General features: G+C 72.6%; 14 protein-coding genes and 1 pseudogene. 7 read left to right on the plus strand and 8 right to left on the minus strand.

Annotation, left to right across the window (positions count from 1 at the left end):
• Positions 1 to 31 precede the first annotated feature (31 nt).
• The 3 genes and pseudogenes from GBN72_RS15675 to GBN72_RS15685 form a co-directional block, all read right to left on the minus strand.
• A pseudogene (locus GBN72_RS15675) lies at positions 32 to 461 on the minus strand (PPOX class F420-dependent oxidoreductase).
• Positions 462 to 523: 62 nt separating this feature from the next.
• On the minus strand, positions 524 to 1390 hold the full coding sequence (locus tag GBN72_RS15680) for an acyl-CoA thioesterase (RefSeq protein WP_151772400.1): 867 nt from the start codon (positions 1388 to 1390) through the stop codon (positions 524 to 526).
• 130 nt (positions 1391 to 1520) lie between these two features.
• Positions 1521 to 4034 (minus strand): DEAD/DEAH box helicase, encoded by a 2514-nt coding sequence (locus tag GBN72_RS15685; RefSeq protein WP_151772401.1) that lies wholly within the window; start codon positions 4032 to 4034, stop codon positions 1521 to 1523.
• Between the two features lie 122 nt (positions 4035 to 4156).
• Here GBN72_RS15685 and GBN72_RS15690 point away from each other — a divergent pair, with 122 nt between their 5' ends.
• From GBN72_RS15690 to GBN72_RS15700, 3 genes are all read left to right on the plus strand, one after another.
• Positions 4157 to 4951: a metal-dependent hydrolase gene (locus GBN72_RS15690; RefSeq protein ID WP_151772402.1), complete on the plus strand. Its 795-nt coding sequence runs from the start codon at positions 4157 to 4159 to the stop codon at positions 4949 to 4951.
• A gap of 168 nt (positions 4952 to 5119) precedes the next feature.
• Positions 5120 to 6082 carry a YihY/virulence factor BrkB family protein gene (locus GBN72_RS15695; protein ID WP_151772403.1) on the plus strand — a complete coding sequence of 321 codons (963 nt, stop codon included), beginning with the start codon at positions 5120 to 5122 and terminating at the stop codon, positions 6080 to 6082.
• Positions 6083 to 6283: 201 nt separating this feature from the next.
• Complete coding sequence (locus tag GBN72_RS15700; RefSeq protein ID WP_151772404.1) at positions 6284 to 6949, plus strand: DUF6518 family protein; 666 nt, start codon at positions 6284 to 6286, stop codon at positions 6947 to 6949.
• A 181-nt stretch (positions 6950 to 7130) separates the two neighbouring features.
• Here GBN72_RS15700 and GBN72_RS15705 read toward each other — a convergent pair whose 3' ends face one another.
• The 3 genes from GBN72_RS15705 to GBN72_RS15715 all read right to left on the minus strand — a co-directional run bounded on the left by GBN72_RS15705 (position 7131) and on the right by GBN72_RS15715 (position 8437).
• Positions 7131 to 7403 carry a type B 50S ribosomal protein L31 gene (locus tag GBN72_RS15705; RefSeq protein WP_151772405.1) on the minus strand — a complete coding sequence of 91 codons (273 nt, stop codon included), beginning with the start codon at positions 7401 to 7403 and terminating at the stop codon, positions 7131 to 7133.
• A gap of 5 nt (positions 7404 to 7408) precedes the next feature.
• Positions 7409 to 7873: a DUF5709 domain-containing protein gene (locus tag GBN72_RS15710; RefSeq protein ID WP_151772406.1), complete on the minus strand. Its 465-nt coding sequence runs from the start codon at positions 7871 to 7873 to the stop codon at positions 7409 to 7411.
• A 105-nt stretch (positions 7874 to 7978) separates the two neighbouring features.
• On the minus strand, positions 7979 to 8437 hold the full coding sequence (locus GBN72_RS15715) for a MarR family winged helix-turn-helix transcriptional regulator (protein ID WP_151772407.1): 459 nt from the start codon (positions 8435 to 8437) through the stop codon (positions 7979 to 7981).
• A gap of 143 nt (positions 8438 to 8580) precedes the next feature.
• Here GBN72_RS15715 and GBN72_RS15720 point away from each other — a divergent pair, with 143 nt between their 5' ends.
• Positions 8581 to 10494, plus strand: coding sequence for an ABC transporter ATP-binding protein (locus GBN72_RS15720; RefSeq protein ID WP_151772408.1), 1914 nt, complete (start codon positions 8581 to 8583; stop codon positions 10492 to 10494).
• 376 nt (positions 10495 to 10870) lie between these two features.
• Here the strand turns inward: GBN72_RS15720 and GBN72_RS15725 are convergent, their stop codons facing one another.
• The gene (locus GBN72_RS15725; RefSeq protein ID WP_151772409.1) at positions 10871 to 11956 is read right to left on the minus strand and encodes an NAD(P)-binding domain-containing protein; all 1086 of its coding nucleotides are present in this window, start codon (positions 11954 to 11956) and stop codon (positions 10871 to 10873) included.
• A gap of 77 nt (positions 11957 to 12033) precedes the next feature.
• Between GBN72_RS15725 and GBN72_RS15730 the strand changes: the two genes are divergently transcribed.
• From GBN72_RS15730 to GBN72_RS15740, 3 genes are all read left to right on the plus strand, one after another.
• On the plus strand, positions 12034 to 12456 hold the full coding sequence (locus GBN72_RS15730) for a secondary thiamine-phosphate synthase enzyme YjbQ (protein WP_151772410.1): 423 nt from the start codon (positions 12034 to 12036) through the stop codon (positions 12454 to 12456).
• 607 nt (positions 12457 to 13063) lie between these two features.
• On the plus strand, positions 13064 to 13783 hold the full coding sequence (gene uppS / locus GBN72_RS15735) for a polyprenyl diphosphate synthase (RefSeq protein WP_151772670.1): 720 nt from the start codon (positions 13064 to 13066) through the stop codon (positions 13781 to 13783).
• Complete coding sequence (locus GBN72_RS15740) at positions 13780 to 15258, plus strand: oxygenase MpaB family protein (RefSeq protein ID WP_151772411.1); 1479 nt, start codon at positions 13780 to 13782, stop codon at positions 15256 to 15258. Before uppS ends, GBN72_RS15740 begins: the two co-directional genes overlap by 4 nt.
• Before the next feature lie 734 nt (positions 15259 to 15992).
• Here the strand turns inward: GBN72_RS15740 and GBN72_RS15745 are convergent.
• Positions 15993 to 17492, minus strand: a complete 1500-nt coding sequence (locus tag GBN72_RS15745) for a rhamnulokinase (RefSeq protein WP_151772412.1) — start codon at positions 17490 to 17492, stop codon at positions 15993 to 15995.
• Between the last annotated feature and the right edge of the window lie 78 nt (positions 17493 to 17570).

Raw genomic sequence — 17570 nt, forward strand, 5'->3', positions numbered from 1 at the left:
CGGAGGCCTGACGGTGGAGGCCCGACGGCCGTCAGTCGGTGAGACCGGCGACCGCGCTGACCCGGTCGACGGAGAGCCGCACCAGCAGCTCACCCGGCACGGCGTTGCGCGCGCCGTATCCCTCGGCCAGCTCCTCGCCCATGTAGCGGGCGGCGATCCGCGTCGCCCAGTGCCGTACCTGGTCCAGGTCCTCGTCGAGCCGGGCCCGACCCGTCAGGGAGACGAAGGAGAACGGGGGCCGCTCGTCGTCCACGCAGAGGGCCACCCGGCCCGTCCCGGGCCAGGTTGCGGCCCTTCACGGTCTCCGCGCCGGTGGTCAGCACCACCTCGTCCCCGTCCAGCACGAACCAGACGGGGGCGACGTGCGGCGAACCGTCGGCCCGGGTGGTGGCCAGCTTCCCGGTGCGTGTCCCGGCGGTGACGAACGTCCGCCACTCCTGGTCGGTCATCCTGTGCGCCATGACCCCATCCTCGGCACACCCGGCCACGACGGCCACCGGGACTGCGCCGGGGCGCCGCGCCGTCACAGGGTCCGGAAGAGACCCTCCTGCACCACCGAGACCGCCAGCCGGCCCTCACGGTCGTAGATGCGACCCCGGGCCAGGCCGCGCCCGCCGACGGCGATCGGGGACTCCTGGTCGTACAGCAGCCAGTCGTCCGCCCGGAACGGCCGGTGGAACCACATGGCGTGGTCCAGCGAGGCCATGTCGAAGTTGCGCGGCCCCCACAGCGGTTCCACCGGCAGCCGCACCGCGTCCAGCAGCGTCATGTCGCTCGCGTAGGTCAGCGCACAGGTGTGCACCAGCGGGTCGTCGCCCAGCGGACCCACCGCGCGCATCCACACCGCGCTGCGCGGCTCCGCCTCCGAGACCTCCTCGGCCGTCCACCGCATCCGGTCCACGTACCGGATGTCGAACGGCTGGCGGCGCGCCATCCGCTCCAGCTGCTCCGGCAGCGCGCCCAGGTGGTCGCGGATCTCGTCCGCGACCGTCGGCAGCGACTCCGGGTCCGGCATCTCGCGGGCCGGCGGGAGCTGGTGCGTGAACGGCCCTTCCTCCGGCAGGTGGAACGAGGCCGTCAGGTTGAAGATCGTCCGGCCCTGCTGCACCGCGGTGACCCGGCGGGTGGTGAACGAGCGCCCGTCGCGGACCCGCTCCACCTGGTACACGATCGGCACGCCGGGCCGCCCCGGCCGCAGGAAGTAGGCGTGCAGCGAGTGCACCGGCCGGTCCTGCTCCACGGTCCGTCCGGCCGCGACCAGCGCCTGGCCGGCGACCTGCCCGCCGAAGACGCGCTGCAGGGACTCGTCGGGGCTGCGTCCCCGGAAGATGTTGACCTCGATCTGCTCGAGGTCGAGCAGGCCGACCAGGCCCTCCGCTGGATTCGTCATGAGGGGTCTCTTCTCTCCTGTCCCACGTCCGTCAGGTGTCCCACGTCCGTCACGTCTCGCGCATCGCGCCTCCGCCGGGGCTGCCGGGGGCCGCAGCAGACCGCCGGCGCCCGCCGTGCGGCGGCGGAGGTCACAGCTGGCCGACGTCGGTGACCCGGACGACCGCACGGCCCTCGGCGTCGGACGCCGCGAGGTCGACCTCGGCGCTGATGCCCCAGTCATGGTCGCCGTTCGGGTCGGCGAACGCCTGGCGGACCCGCCACAGACCGTGCTCGGCGTCCTCCTCGATCATCAGCAGGCGCGGCCCGCGGGCGTCGGGACCCGTCCCGAGGTCCTCGTACTCGTCCCAGTAGGCGTCCATCGCCTCGCCCCAGCGGTCCGCGTCCCAGCCGGACTCGGCGTCCATCTCGCCGAGTTGCCGGACCTGGTCGAGGGCGGCCAGCTCCACCCGGCGGAACATCGCGTTGCGCACCAGCACCCGGAAGGCGCGGGCGTTGGCGGTGACCGGCTTGACCTGGTCGGCCCTCTCCTGCGCCTCCTCCGCGGTCACCACCTCGGGGTTGGCGAGCTGCTCCCACTCGTCGAGCAGGCTGGAGTCGACCTGTCGGACCATCTCGCCCAGCCAGGCGATCAAGTCCTGCAGGTCCTCGGACTTCAGGTCGTCGGGGACGGTGTGCTCCAGCGCCTTGTAGGCGCTCGCCAGGTACCGCAGCACGATGCCCTCGGTGCGGGCCAGCTCGTAGAGGGAGACGAACTCCGTGAAGGTGAGCGCCCGTTCGTACATGTCGCGGATCACCGACTTGGGTGACAGCGGATAGTCGCTGACCCAGGGGTGGCTCCTGCGGTACGTGTTGTAGGCGTGGAAGAGGATCTCCTCCAGCGGCTTGGGGTGGCTGACCTCCTGGAGCCGCTCCATCCGCTCCTCGTACTCGACCCCGTCCGCCTTCAGCTGCGCGACCACCTCGCCGCGCGCCTTGTTCTGCTGCGCGTGCAGGATCTGCCGGGGGTCGTCCAGCGTGGACTCCACCACCGACACCATGTCCAGGGCGTACGACGGCGATTCGGGGTCCAGCAGCTCGAACGCGGCCAGCGCGAAGGTGGACAGCGGCTGGTTGAGCGCGAAGTCCTGCTGCAGGTCGACCGTCAGACGGACGATGCGGCCCTCGGCGTCCGGGGCGTCCAGCTTCTCCACGATGCCGCCGTCCAGCAGCGACCGGTAGATGGCGATGGCCCGGCGGATGTGCCGCAACTGTGCCCTGCGCGGCTCGTGGTTGTCCTCCAGCAGCCGGCGCATGGCGTCGAAGGCGTTGCCCGGGCGGGCGATCACCGACAGCAGCATCGCGTGGGTGACCCGGAAACGCGAGGTCAGCGGCTCGGGATCGGAGGCGATCAGCTTCTCGAAGGTGTTCTCGGTCCAGCCGACGAAGCCCTCCGGAGCCTTCTTGCGCACCACCTTGCGGCGCTTCTTCGGGTCGTCCCCCGCCTTGGCCAGCGCCTTCTCGTTCTCGATGACGTGCTCCGGCGCCTGCGCCACCACGAAGCCCGCCGTGTCGAACCCGGCGCGCCCCGCCCGGCCCGCGATCTGGTGGAACTCGCGCGCCCGCAGGGTGCGCACCCGGTTGCCGTCGTACTTGGTCAGCGCCGTGAACAGCACCGTGCGGATGGGCACGTTGACGCCCACGCCGAGGGTGTCGGTGCCGCAGATGACCTTCAGCAGACCCGCCTGCGCCAGCTTCTCCACCAGACGCCGGTACTTGGGCAGCATGCCGGCGTGGTGCACGCCGATGCCGTGCCGGACGTAACGGGAGAGGTTCTGGCCGAACTTGGTGGTGAAGCGGAAGTTGCCGATCAGGTCGGCGATCTTCTCCTTCTCCTCCTTGGAGCACATGTTGATGCTCATCAGGGCCTGCGCCCGCTCCACCGCCTGCGCCTGGGTGAAGTGCACGATGTAGACCGGCGCCTGCCGGGTCTCCAGCAGCTCGGTCAGCGTCTCGGTCAGCGGCGTGTACTTGAAGTCGTACGACAGCGGCACCGGGCGGGTCGCCGAACGGACCACGGCGGTCGGCCGGCCGGTGCGCCGGGTGAGGTCCTTCTCGAACATCGAGACGTCGCCGAGCGTCGCCGACATCAGCACGAACTGCGCCTGCGGCAGTTCCAGCAGCGGGATCTGCCACGCCCAGCCGCGGTCCGCCTCGGCGTAGAAGTGGAACTCGTCCATCACCACCTGGCCGACGTCGGCGTTCCTGCCGTCACGCAGCGCGATGGACGCCAGCACCTCCGCGGTGCAGCAGATCACCGGCGCGTCCGCGTTCACGGACGCGTCGCCGGTCAGCATGCCGACGTTCTCGGTGCCGAAGATCTTGCAGAGTTCGAAGAACTTCTCGGAGACCAGGGCCTTGATCGGCGCCGTGTAGAAAGTGACCTCGTCCCGGGCGAGCGCCGCGAAGTGGGCGGCCGCCGCGATCATGCTCTTGCCCGACCCGGTGGGCGTCGAGACGATCACGTTCGCCCCGGAGACGACCTCGATCAGTGCCTCCTCCTGGTGGGGATAGAGCGTGAGGCCCCGGTCCTGGGCCCACGACTCGAAGGCTTCGTAGAGGGCGTCGGGATCGGCGGTCTGCGGCAACTGATCGATGAGGGTCACACCCCCCATCTTGCCCGGACCAGGTCACGATCAGGGAATCGGATCACCAATCGAAGATCGACACCGCTACGCTGACCGCCGAACTGAACAGCGGCACAACGTGGAACGGGGCGGGCAACGCCATGATGGGACCAGCACATTCACTGTCGGGCGCGGCCGCCTGGCTCGGTGTCGGCGCGGCGGCGGCCGCCTGGGGCGAGCCGATGCCCTGGCCCGTGCTGCTGGCGGGAGCCCTGATCTGCGCCGGCGCGGCCCTCGCCCCCGACCTCGACCACAAGGCGGCCACCATCTCGCGGGCCTTCGGGCCCGTCTCCAAGTGGATCTGCGAGATCGTCGACAAGCTGTCGTACGCGGTCTACAAGTCGACGAGGAAACCCGGTGACCCGCGACGCTCCGGCGGCCACCGCACCCTGACCCACACCTGGGTGTGGGCGCTGCTGATCGGCGCCGGCTCGGCGGCGATCGCCACGCTGGGCGACCGCTGGGGCGTGCTCTTCATCCTCTTCGTGCACATGGTGCTGGCCATCGAGGGCCTGCTGTGGCGGGCCACCCGCGGCTCCAGCGCAGACGTGCTGGTCTGGCTGCTGGCCGCCACCAGCTCGTGGATCGTCGCGGGTGTCCTGGACAAGCCGGGCAACGGCGCCACCTGGCTGTTCGACGGGCCGGGCCAGGAGTACCTGTGGCTGGGCCTGCCGATCGTGCTGGGGGCGCTGGTCCACTGCATCGGGGACGCGCTCACCGTCTCCGGCTGCCCCGTCCTGTGGCCCATCCCGATCGGCCGCAAGCGGTGGTACCCGCTGGGCCCGCCGAAGGGCATGCGCTTCCGCGCCGGCAGCTGGGTGGAGGTCCGGGTCCTGATGCCGGGCTTCATGCTCCTCGGCGGTGCGGCCGCCGCGGCGGCCCTCGGCTTCATCTGAGGCCGTCCGGGGGCGGGGGACCGGCGGTGGGAGCGAGGCCGCGGGGCATGAGGAGGGGAACGCCCCCGCCGGCCGCGGTCCGCGGTCCGCAGGCCGGGCGGTCCCGTCGCGGCCCGCGGACCGGGCAGTCCGGTCCCCGCCGCCCGCAGTCCGAGGAGAGCTCACACCATGGGAACCGTCGTCCACGTCCCGCAGACCCGGGACATGCTCGGGGAGGAACTCTCCGGCGACGAGGCGCTGACCGCCCTCCGGAAGTACGGCGGCTTGCAGCTGCTCACCGACTCGTTCAGCCGTTTCCGCTACGCCGACGGCTTCACCAACGCCCGCGCCCTGGCCTTTCAGATAGTCGTCGGCGTGGTGCCGTTCACCGCCACGCTGGTGGGGCTCGCCACGTCGGCGCACACCGAGGACATCGGACGGGTCATCGAACTCACCCTTCGGCGGATCGTCCCCGGCGACAGCGCCGACATCGTCCGCGATGTCCTGGAGGGCACCCGGCGCACCGCCGACGGCGGCGTGTGGAGCAACCTGGCGCTGGTGCTGGGCCTGGTGTTCGCGGTGGTCAACCTCGCCTCCGCGATGGGCCAGATCGAGCGCGGCGCCAACCGCATCTACGGCGTGGAACGCGACCGGCCCGCGACGCGCAAGTACGCGCGGGCCGTGGTGCTGGCCGGGGCGGCCGGGCTGCCCATGGTGCTGGGCTTCCTCGTCCTGGTCACGGGGGACGCGGTGGCCGGTGCGGTCGCCGAGTCCCTCGGCCTGCCGGGCGGCGAGCGGTGGTGGGCGCCGCTGGACATCCCGCTGGGACTGCTGCTCGCCTGGACCGCCTCGGCCGTGATCTTCCGCTGGTCACCCCGCCGCCGTCAGCCCGGCTACACCTGGCTGGCGCTCGGTTCCGCCGTCCACCTGGTCATATGGGTGACGGCGACCGCGCTCCTGGAGCTGTACGTCAGCAACAGCGGAGGTTTCGGCGCGGTCTACGGACCCCTCACCGCGTTCATCGCGCTGCTGCTGTGGGCGAACCTCACCGGCATCGCCCTTTTCCTCGGCATCGCCTTCGCCGCCCAGCTCGAAGCGGCCCGGGCCGGTCTGCACGCGGCGGTACGACCTGACCCGGGCCCTGGCGACTGAGTTCCGTCCCGGCCGACTGAGTTCCGTCCCGGCCCGGCCTTCGGGCGGCGCCCCGGCGCCCGCCTTGACGGACTCCCTCGGCCCCGTTCGGGACCAGGTTCCCCGCCCCGCCCGCCCGGATAGGGTGGGGCGACCGGGGGTGAGCCGCGCTTTCCGTGCGCGGTGCCGCGGTGAGGACGAAGTGATCAGGGGGAGACATCCGTGACCGTGACCGAGCCCTCGAGACGGGCGCCCTCCCTCGACGCCGACCCTGCCCGGGCGTGGGTGCTGTGCGCGGCCGCCGTGGCCGTCGGCCTGGCGGGGGGAGCGGCGACCTCCTTCGGCCAGAGCGTTCTCACCGGGGGGTGGCACGCGCTCGTCAACTCGGCGGCCCCGTGGACCATGGTCGCCTTCCTCGTCGGTCTTCGCGCCGGCGGCAACTGGCGCAGGGCGGCGTGCGCGGGCATGCTCTCCCAGGCCGGCCTCGTGGCCGGCTACTACGTGACCTCCGAGCTGCGCGGCTTCGCGGCCGGGATGTCCGCGGTGGTGATCTGGACCGTCGCCGGTGTGGTCGCCGGCCCGGTCCTCGGCGCGGCGGCGGCACTGCGCGACGACGACCGCCGTTACGTCAGGACCTCGGCGGCCGGAGTCACGGGCTCGGTCTGGATCATGGAAGGTCTCAACTTCCTCTGGCTCGCGACCGACGCCCAGTCGAACAGTGGTCCGGGAACGACCGCGGGCTGGTGCTACCTCGTCGTGGGCGTCGCCCTCCCCCTCGCCGTCGTACGCGGTGCGCGGGACCGCGCATACGCACTGCTCGCACTGATCGTCGGCTCGGGAGCCGCCATCGGCGCGGGGTGGCTCATCAACGCCGCCTTCCTTCTCTGACCGGAACCGGCCACGGAACGACGGACGTGGCCGGATGCCGGGCGGGGAGCCGGTGCGCGACCGCGCGGCCCGCCTCATCCGCGGCCTCGTCGGCGGTGCGGCCCGGGCGGGCGTCGAGCGGGGCGCACGCGGAGCACCTCTGCGGTGACGTGACGGACCGGCGGCGGACCGCGGCCGGGCCTCAGGCCGTGCCGGCGCCGTCTTCCCCCGTCCCCCCGCCGTAGCGGCGTTCGAAGCGCGCGACGCGGCCCTCGGTGTCCACCGTCCGGGCCTTGCCCGTGTAGAACGGGTGGCTCTCCGAGGAGATCTCCACGTCGATCACCGGGTACGTCTGCCCGTCGTCCCACTCGATCGTCCGGTCGCTGTCCGCCGTCGACCTGGTGAGAAACGCGTAACCGGCCGCCCGGTCGCGGAAGACCACCGGACGGTACTCGGGATGCTTGTCCTGCTGCACGGTCGTCACTCCTCGTCGATCACATGGACGGCCGCTTCCTCCGCGGAGGCGGCCGCTCCGTCGATGCCCACGTCACGCGCGGCCAGAACCGCCTCCTCGTCCCTGCGGAGTCCCTCGTCGGGAGCGACCAGCCGCCCCGCACGGACCGCGCCGACCTCGGAGTCCATCACTTCCCCGTCGGTGCCGACGGTGTCGCCGATACCGTCGCCGTCCAGCCGCAGGTCCGGGCCGTCCGGCACCTCCTTGGCCAACCGCTCGTCCAAGGACTCGCCCCGGTGCCGCTCGGCCGCCGTCTCCCCGGTCCGCTCCACTCCCCAGGGTTTCTCCGGCGGGGACCAGCCGCGGTCCAGCGGGTCGTCGACGTCGTCCGTCTCCAGCGTGTCCTCGACGTCGAGGAGCCCCGAGTCGTCCTGGATGTCGGACGCGTCGGGCTGGTAGACGTCGTCCCCGGGTCCGTCGGCGATGCCCACGAGTACCTCCCGCTGCCTGGCGGCCGCTCACACTGTCCAGCGTCCACCGGGGCCGGGTGCTGCGCAAACCGCGCGGGTGGCGACGGGGCTGCCCGGCGGCCGCGCTCAGGCGGGGCCGGGGCGGCCCGAGGGGGATCCGTCGATCAGCGTGTTCAGCAGGCCTCCGAGCACTTCGCGCTGGTCGTGGGAGAGCGGCTCCAGGATCTCCTCCGCCGCCGCACGGCGGGCCGCCCGCAGCTCCCGCAGCGCGGCCCGGCCCGCGTCGGTCAGCTCGATCCGGGTCACCCGGCGGTTGTCCGGATCCGGCACCCGGCGCACCCGGCCGCTCGCCTCCAGCCCGTCGACCAGCGTCGTCACGGCCCGGGGTACCACTTCCAGCCGCTCCGCCAGATCCGCCATCCGCGGCGGCGAGGCGTACGGGGCGAGCGCGCGCAGCGCCCGGGACTGGGCCGGCGTGATGGCCATGCCCCGCTGCTCCAGATGGCGCTTCTGAATGCGGTGGACGCGGCGGGTGAGGCGCAGCAACTGCTCGGCGAGGAGCCCGTCGGAGTCGGGAAGCGTCATGCCGGAACGATATCAGGAACATGGTTCATTGTGAGCAAGGGTAACAATGAGCTAAGCTCTGAAATCACGCATCGTCCCACATCGCCCCGACTCGTCCCCCTACAGCACTCCTGACCTCGAAGGACACAGCCCCGAAGGAGCCCATGCGTCCCGACCGAATCGACTGGACCCCGCCACCGGCCGACCCGAACCGGCCGCGGCAGGTGCGCCGCATCCTGCGGCTCTTCCGCCCCTACCGGGGCCGCCTCGCCGTGGTCGCCGTCCTGGTCGGGGCCTCCTCGCTGGTCTCGGTGGCGAGTCCTTTCCTGCTCCGCGAGATCCTCGACGTGGCCCTCCCGCAGCAGCGCACGGGCCTGCTGAGCCTCCTGGTCCTCGGCATGATCGTCAGCGCCGTGCTCGGCGGTGTCTTCGGCGTGCTGCAGACCCTGATCTCCACCACCGTGGGGCAGCGGGTGATGCACGACCTGCGGACGTCCGTCTACGGGCGTCTTCAGCGCATGTCGCTGGCCTTCTTCACCCGCACCCGCACCGGCGAGGTCCAGTCCCGCATCGCCAACGACATCGGCGGCATGCAGGCCACCGTCACCTCGACGGTCACCTCGCTGGTCTCCAACCTCACCGGCGTCATCGCCACCGTGGTGGCCATGCTGGCGCTGGACTGGCGGCTCACCGTCGTGTCCCTCCTGCTGCTGCCGGTCTTCGTCTGGATCAGCCGCCGGGTCGGCGACGAGCGCAAGAAGATCACCACCCATCGGCAGAAGCAGATGGCCGTGATGGCGGCGACGGTCACCGAGTCGCTGTCGGTGAGCGGCATCCTGCTGGGCCGCACCATGGGCCGTGCCGACTCCCTCACCCGGTCGTTCGCCGACGAGTCGGAGAAGCTGGTCGACCTCGAGGTCCGGTCCAACATGGCCGGCCGGTGGCGGATGGCCGTCATCGGCATCGTCATGTCCGCCATGCCCGCCCTGATCTACTGGACGGCCGGCCTCGCCCTCCACCTCGGCGGCCCCGGCGTCTCCCTGGGCACCCTGGTCGCCTTCACCTCGCTCCAGCAGGGCCTGTTCCGTCCGACCGTCAGCCTGCTGTCCACCGGCGTCCAGATCCAGACCTCGCTCGCCCTCTTCCAGCGCATCTTCGAGTACCTCGACCTCCCGGTGGACATCACCGAGCGGGAGGACCCGGTGAGGCTGGACCGGGCCAAGGGCGAGGTGCGCTTCGAGAACGTCGAGTTCCGTTACGACGACCACGTCGGCGACGGCGACGACCAGGGCGTCGGCCACGACCGGGGCGTCGGCCACGACCGGGGCGTCGGCCACGACCGGGGCGTCGGCCACGACCGGGGCGAGCGCCGTGGCCAGGGCGCCCCCGTCCTCACCGGGGTCGACATCGACGTCCCCGCGGGCGGAAGCCTCGCCGTGGTCGGCACCACCGGCGCGGGAAAGTCCACGCTGGGGCACCTGGTGCCGAGACTCTACGACGTCACCGGCGGCCGGGTCACCCTCGACGGCGTGGACGTCCGCGACCTGGACTTCGACAGCCTGGCCCGCGCGGTGGGCGTGGTCTCCCAGGAGACCTACCTCTTCCACGCCTCGGTCGCCGACAACCTCCGCTTCGCCAAGCCGGACGCCACCGTGGAGGAACTGCACGCGGCGGCGCGCGCCGCGCAGATCCACGACCACATCATGTCGCTGCCCGACGGCTACGACACGGTGGTCGGCGAGCGCGGCCACCGCTTCTCCGGCGGCGAGAAGCAGCGCCTCGCCATCGCCCGCACCATCCTGCGCGACCCGCCGGTCCTCCTCCTCGACGAGGCGACCAGCGCGCTGGACACCCGCACGGAGCGGGCGGTGCAGGAGGCGATTGACGCGCTCTCGGCCAACCGCACCACCATCACCATCGCGCACCGGCTCTCCACGGTCCGCGGCGCCGACCAGATCGTCGTCCTCGACCGCGGCCGAGTGGTCGAGCGGGGCACCCACGAGGAACTCCTCCACCTCGACGGGCGCTACGCCGCGCTGGTCCGCCGTGACACGCGCCTGGAGGCGGCCGGGGGGTGACGGCGTCGCCCGCCGTGCCGTGTGCCGTGCCGTGCCGTGTGCCGCGCCGTCCCGTGTGCCGCGCCGTGCCGTGTGCGGTGCCTGCGCCACGTGTGGGGGCGTGCGGTGCCGTGCCTGCGGTCGCGGGCGGCGGGGACGGCCCGAGGGAACGGGGAGTTCGGACCTTGCCGGCTCACGTGGCCTTGGCCGTGACCCGGCGCAAGTGGCGCGGAACGCCCGGTGGGCGGTAGGCGGTGGGCGGCAGCAGCAGGCGACGGTCCACCGGAGATGGCGGCCCGCGGACAAGTCGCGAGGTCCTCGGACGCGGGCGGCTCCCCGGTTGCGGGCGGCGGTCACCCCGCATCATCATGCCGAGCCGCGTGGCCGCGCCCCCGCCTCACGCCGCCGCAGCCCCCGACAGCCCGGATCCGCCCTCCAGCAGGCGGCGGACCTCCCGCACCGCCGCCCGCCCCGCCCGGTTGGCGCCCACCGTGCTGGCCGACGGCCCGTACCCGACGAGCTGCACCCGCGGGTCCGCCGCCGCCCGCGTGCCCACGAGGCGGATCCCACCGCCGGGCTCCCTCAGCCGCAGCGGCGCCAGGTGCCCCACGCTGGCCCGGAACCCGGTCGCCCACAGCACCACTTCCGCCGCGAAGCTCCGCCCGTCCGCCCACTCCACGCCCTCGGGCGTCATCCGGTCGAACATCGGCAGCCGGTCCAGCACCCCGCTGCGCAGTCCCTCACGGATCGCGTCGTTCAGCGGCAGCCCCGTGACCGAGACCACGCTGCGCGGCGCCAACCCTTGCCGCACCCGCTCCTCGACCAGCGCCACGGCCGCCCGTCCGGCCTCCGCGTCGAACGGCCCCTCCCGGAACACCGGGGGCCGCCGCGTCACCCAGGCCGTCGCCGCAGCGTACGGAGCCAGCTCCAGCAGGTGCTGCGTTCCCGACGCGCCCCCGCCGACCACCACCGCCCGCAGCCCCGCGAAATCCTCCGGGCCCCGGTACCCCACCGTGTGCAGCTGCCGCCCGCGGAACGTCTCCTGGCCCGCGACGCGCGGCACGAACGGCCGGTCCCAGGTTCCCGTCGCGTTGATCAGCGCGCGGGCCGACCACACCCCCGCCGAGGTCTCCACCCGCAGCCGGCCCCGCTCACCCTCCCGCACCGCCAGCACGTCGACGGGCCGCACCACGTCCAGCGCGAAGGCACGCTCGTAGGCGTCGAAGTACGCGGCGATCACCTCGGACGACGGCCGCCCCGGATCGGCCCTGGTCAGCTCCATCCCGGGCAGGGAATGCATCCCGTGCACCTTGCCGTACGTCAGCGAGGGCCACCGGAACTGCCACGCGCCGCCCGGGCCCGGCGCGTGGTCCAGCACCACGAAGTCCCGCCCGGGCTCGAACCCGGTACGCCGCAGGTGGTAGGCAGCCGACAGCCCCGCCTGCCCGGCGCCCACCACCACGACATCGATCTCCCGCGTCATCCGCTCCTCCACACCCGTGCCAACGACCTGGGGCCCGGCTGTCTTCCCCCGCCCGGCCGATGCGTCAGGATGAAGTCATGTCAGACCGTTTCCACACCCGCGTCCTGCACGTCGCCACCGGCTCCTCCGAACGCGTCGCCGACATCACCCGCGACTGCGAGGAGTTCCTGAACGAGGCCGCCGCCGGCCGGGACGGCCTCCTCAACGTCTTCGTCCCGCACGCCACGGCGGGCATCGCGGTCATCGAGACCGGAGCCGGCAGCGACGACGACCTGCTCGCCGCGCTCCGCGACCTTCTCCCGGCGGACGACCGCTGGCGCCACCGCCACGGCACCCCGGGCCACGGCCGCGACCACGTCCTCCCCGCCTTCGTGCCGCCCCACGCCACCCTCCCGGTCATCGCGGGCCGCCTGGAACTGGGCACCTGGCAGTCGGTGTGCCTGGTCGACACGAACGTCGACAACCGGAACCGGCAGGTGCGTCTCAGCTTCCTCGGCTGACCGGCAGCGTCACCGGGGGCCGTGCCGCTGCTTCTCCCTTCCATGGATCTTGGCGAGGGCGGTCCTGCCGGAGCCGTTCGCGCCGACGAGCGCCGTCATCATCAACGACACCGGCTCCGTCAACTACGCGTCACCAGCCGGATGCCGCGCCGCCCTTCCCCGGATCAGCTCACCCCTTTCACGACCAGGACGAGTCCGCCGATCACGGGCACCGGGACGCGTTCGGCGAGCGGGTCACGGAGCAGGACCGCCGCGGTCCACGAGGCAGGGCGACGGTCCGTCGGTGCCGGCCGGCACCCACGAGGGAATCGGGCACATGAGCCAAGGGTGATGGCCACCCGTACGGCGGATGGGCGTCGTGCCGTGCCGCCACAATCCTGGGAGGGAGCGCTCCGACGGGGCGTGTGTGCGGGGATACGGGGTGGGTGTGACCGAGCGCGGCAGGGCCGACCGCGCCGTTCCGACCGGGACGGGACCGGGCGGAACGGGAGCGGGTGTGGCGGAGCCGGGTGTGACGGACCATGGCGTTCGGCGCGCACGGACGGCGACGGAGGACCGGCCCGGTGTGCCGAGGCACGCCGACCGGCAGCGGCGGGACGACGGGCCGGTGCGTGCGGTGCCACGGCACGTGGCCTGCGTGATGGACGGCAACGGCCGCTGGGCCCAACGCCGTTCGCTTCCCCGGACGGCCGGCCACCGGGCTGCGGAGACCACCGTCATCGACATCATCGAGGCTGCCCGGGCGGCGGGCGTCGAGTGGCTGAGCCTGTACGCCTTCTCCACCGAGAACTGGAATCGTCCCGGCACCGAGGTCGACTACCTGATGCGCCTGGTCCGCCGGGTCGTGCGCAAGCACGCGCCGCTGCTGCTCGCCCGCGGCATCCGCTGCCGCTTCCTCGGGGCCGCGGACCCGCGCATCCCCCGTGAGCTGGCCCGGGACTTCGAGGACCTGGCGACGCTGACCGCCCAGAACCGGGGGATGACGCTGACCGTCGCCTTCGACCACGGCGGCCGCCGGGACATCGTCGAGGCCGCCAGGTCGCTGATCCGCACCGGGACGCCGGCCGACGAGGTGACCGAGCGCCTCTTCGCGGACCACCTGCCGCTCCCCGACACCCCCGACATCGACCTCGTCATCCGCACCTCCGGCGAACAGCGCATCTCCAATTTCATGCTCTGGCAGGTGGCTTACGCCGAGTGGGTCTTCCCCGAGGTGCTCTGGCCGGACTTCAGGGCCCCCGACTTCCTCGCGTGTCTGCACACCTACCGGTGCCGTGACCGCCGCTTCGGTGGCGTGCCGCCCCAGACGAACAGAGACATGTCATGACGACCGGCACCACCGGGACGCCCGACGGGGCCTCCTTGCTCGGCCCGGAAGCACAGTTCCGTGCCTTTTTCGACGACCCACGCTGGGCGCTGGGCATCATCCGGGCCACCGTGCTGGAGGCCGCGCACCCCCAGGTCGGCGCCGCCCTGGCCGAGAACTCCACCTTCGTCGCGCACCCCTGGCGTCGGCTGCGCAACACTTTCCTCAGCATGCGGCGCATGTTCGACGCCGATCCGGCGGTGCGGGAACGCGAGGCCGCCCGGCTCAACAGGCTGCACGCCCGCATGAGCGGCTCCGACGCCGGCGGCCGCGCCTACGACGCCATGGACCGTCCGACCCGCGCCTGGGTGGTCGCCACCCTCTTCGAGAGCGCCGTGACCATGTGCCGGCTGAGCGGCCAGCCGCTCGACCAGGACACCATGGAGCGCATGTACGCCGAGTACCGCGCCTTCCTCGCCGCCCTCGACGGCGACGCCCGGGAACTCCCCGAGCGCCTGAACGACTTCTGGCCGTACTTCGACCGGGTCGTCGAGGAGGAGCTGGAGGACACCGAGGCAGCCCGCCTCATCCTCTTCCGGCTCTTCGACCACCTGCCCGCTCCGGCCCTGCTCGAGGGGGCCCCCACGCTGTGGGCGGCCGGCCGGGCCGTCGTCGGCCCGCTCATCGGCGCGATCACTGTCGCTTCGCTCCCCGACGCCTACCGGCGCAAGGCCGGTCTGCCCGAGACGCCCGGCGCCCCGACCCTCATGCAGGGCGCCTACCTCGCCGCCGGGCTCACCCGCTTCCTGCCCGCAGGCTGGATCGACGCCGGGACCATCATCGAGATCCTCTCCCTCCCGTCCCACGGCGACGCCCGGCGCGCCCGGAGTGCCAGCGCGCTGCGCGCCCGCCTGAAGTGGGCGTCGGCCCTGCTCCGCCTCGCCACACCACTCAGTCCTGACACCGGCCCCGCCCCGGCCCCCGCGGCCCCGACCGCCTCGGCGCCCACGGGAGAGGGCCGGCACTCGGCGGAGGAGTTCTTCCGCCAGGTGCTGGACCAGACCGGCGACGGCCACCTCGACTGGCCCGACCTCGCCGCCATGGCGCGCGAGCTGGCCACCCGCCTGGACCTGGACGAATCCGAGGAGAATCGCCTCTACGACGCCTTCGCCGCCTGGTGGCGCGAACTCCAGGCCGCCCTGGACACGGACGGCGACGGCCGGGTGAGCGTCGTCGAGTACGCGGCCGCCGTACCGTCCCTCGCCGGCCCCGCGCTCATCCGGGTTGCCGAGGTGCTCTTCGACGTCACGGACAAGGACGGCAACGGGACCATCGATGCGGACGAGTACCGGGCGCTTTTCCGCACCGCCTTCCACCGCGACCTCACCATCACCGACGGCGTCTACGGGCGCAGCGCCTTCGTCGGCGACTTCCTCTCCTTCATGTCGGGCCGCCGCGCGAACACCCCGTACGACCCCCTCCTCTCCGACGCCTGACGCCAGCCCGCACGTCGGCCCGCTGGGCACCGCCACCATGCACGGGGACACGGCTTCTCGGACGCCACCCCGCTGCCGGCGTCGGCAGCCAGCACCCTGGCTTCGCACCGCGCCGCCTCGAAGTCACCGCCTGACCACGATGGAAATGCTCACTGGTTTCCAAGCTCAGCGCATGATCATCGGATCGCAACCTCCGCAGTATCTCGCACCGGACCGGTCGCGTCAGCAGGTACTCGGGGAAGGACGAGGCGTCGTCGGCCCGTTGAGGAGTGGCCCTCCCGCCGGGCAGGGTCCGCCTGTGCTGAGGGTTGCCCCAACGGAGGTTGGTCGACACGAACGTCGACAACGAGAACCGGCAGGTTCGGCTCAGCTTCCTCGGCTGGCCAAGATCGTCATGGCCTTGTGCGTCTTTGCGGGGATTCACGTCGAGTGTTCGGACGGTTCGCGCCGTCCGGAAAAACCATCTTGCTGCGCAGCGGCGTGACGCTGGACCCGTAGATGTGCGAAGCGGGTTGAACGGAAGCCTTCAAGGGGCTGACGTTGCGAGGGGATGCGCTCTTTCCGGCCGCGCGCACTACCCCGCAGCTTGTCCGGAAACCGGGACTCCCGCTCGATGCGGGGCGGGGCACGACCTGCCAGGTCCTCGGCGTTCAGCTCCGCCACCCGGAGCTTGCCGTGCCTCAGTCGCAGACGGTGACCTGCGCGCTGTGGGCCGGCGAAGCTGGCGACGCGAATCAGGGAATCCCCGGGGCCGGGGCGAGCCGGGCGGCGGCCGCGTTCCAGGCGGCGGTGTCCCCCCGGGGGGTGTAGTGCCGCAGGTGCTGGGTGGAGGCGATCAGCCGGCGCATGTCCGCGAGATCTCCGACCAAACCGGCGGCGCGGGCCTGGACGAGGATGTTGCCCAGGGCGGTGGCTTCGGTGGGACCGGCGACGACGGGCAGACCGGTGGCGTCGGCGGTGAGCTGGCAGAGCAGGTCGTTGCGCGAGCCGCCGCCGACGAGGTGGACGCGGTTGATGTCGCGGCCGGCGAGTTCGGCGGCCCGGCGCAGTGCACGGCGGTGGGCGAGCGCGAGGCTCTCCAGGACGCAGCGGACGATCGCGCCCTGGTTGCCGGGGACGCGCTGCCCGGTGCGGGCGCAGTAGTCCCTGATGCGGGCCGGCATGTCGCCGGGGGCGAGGAACTCCGGGGCGTCCGGGTCGACGAGGGAGGCGAAGGGCTCGGCCCGCGCCGCGTCGGCGAGGAGCGTGGAGAGGTGGGCGGGCAGGTTCTCCCTCTCCCAGGTACGTCGGCACTCCTCCAGGAGCCACATGCCCATGATGTTGCGCAGGTACCGGACGGTGCCGTCGATGCCGCGTTCGTTGGTGAAGTTCGCCGCCCGTGACTCCTCGGTCAGCACCGGGGCGTCCAGTTCGAGGCCCGCGAGCGACCAGGTGCCGCACGAGATGTAGGCGAAGTCCGGCTCGGTCGCGGGCACGGAGACGACCGCGGAGGCGGTGTTGTGCGAGGCGACCGTCGTCACCGGTGTCCGCGGGTCGAGCCCGGTGTACGCGGCGACGTGGGGGAGCAGGGTGCCGGCCGGGTCGCCGGGGGCGCGCAGCGGAGGCAGGAGGCCGGGGTCCAGGGAGAGCCGACGCAGGAGGTCCTCGGACCAGGCGCCGGTGCGGGCGTCGAAGAGGCCGGTGGTGGAGGCGTTGGTCTCCTCGGCGCCGATCGATCCGGTCAGCCAGTGGATCAGCAGGTCGGGGATGAGCAGCAGCGTGCGGGCGGCCTTCTGCTGGGCGGTGCCCTGGGCGGCGGCGAGCTGGAAGACCGTGTTGAAGGGAAGGTGCTGGAGGCCGGTGATCCCGTACAGCTCCTCGGGAGCGACCCGGGAGCGGAGACGGGCCGCGGCACCGTCGGTCCGGCTGTCCCGGTAGTGGAACGGGTGGCCGAGCAGGGCGCCGTCGACGTCGAGAAGGCCGTAGTCCACGGCCCAGGTGTCGACGCCGACGGAGGTGACGCCGCCGGACCGGGCGGCCTCGCGCAGCCCGTCGAGGATGCCCTGGAACAGGGCGAGGACGTCCCAGCGCAGCCCGTCCGGCAGGCGCACAGGGGTGTTGGGGAAGCGGTGCACCTCGGTGAGGTCGAGGTTCTCCCGGCCCACCCGGCCGACGATCACCCGTCCGCTGGTGGCGCCCAGATCGACCGCGGCGAACGCGGACGCGAAGGCGGACGACGGTGGAGTGGTGGTCACGTGAATACCTCTGCGGTGCGGGCGGGATCGGCCGGAGCAGGACGGGGGGACGGAGCGGGAAGGGGGAACGGAGCGGGA

Origin of the sequence: Streptomyces abyssomicinicus, assembly GCF_008974245.1 — a bacterium.
Lineage (GTDB): Bacteria > Actinomycetota > Actinomycetes > Streptomycetales > Streptomycetaceae > Streptomyces > Streptomyces abyssomicinicus.

Bases quoted from the DNA above. Each gene is read 5' to 3' on its own strand.
- GBN72_RS15680 (WP_151772400.1), bottom strand. From the start codon at position 1,390: ATGACGAATCCAGCGGAGGGCCTGGTCGGCCTGCTCGACCTCGAGCAG.
- GBN72_RS15690 (WP_151772402.1), top strand. From the start codon at position 4,157: ATGATGGGACCAGCACATTCACTGTCGGGCGCGGCCGCCTGGCTCGGT.
- GBN72_RS15695 (WP_151772403.1), top strand. From the start codon at position 5,120: ATGGGAACCGTCGTCCACGTCCCGCAGACCCGGGACATGCTCGGGGAG.
- GBN72_RS15715 (WP_151772407.1), bottom strand. From the start codon at position 8,437: ATGACGCTTCCCGACTCCGACGGGCTCCTCGCCGAGCAGTTGCTGCGC.
- GBN72_RS15720 (WP_151772408.1), top strand. From the start codon at position 8,581: ATGCGTCCCGACCGAATCGACTGGACCCCGCCACCGGCCGACCCGAAC.
- GBN72_RS15725 (WP_151772409.1), bottom strand. From the start codon at position 11,956: ATGACGCGGGAGATCGATGTCGTGGTGGTGGGCGCCGGGCAGGCGGGG.
- GBN72_RS15730 (WP_151772410.1), top strand. From the start codon at position 12,034: ATGTCAGACCGTTTCCACACCCGCGTCCTGCACGTCGCCACCGGCTCC.
- GBN72_RS15740 (WP_151772411.1), top strand. From the start codon at position 13,780: ATGACGACCGGCACCACCGGGACGCCCGACGGGGCCTCCTTGCTCGGC.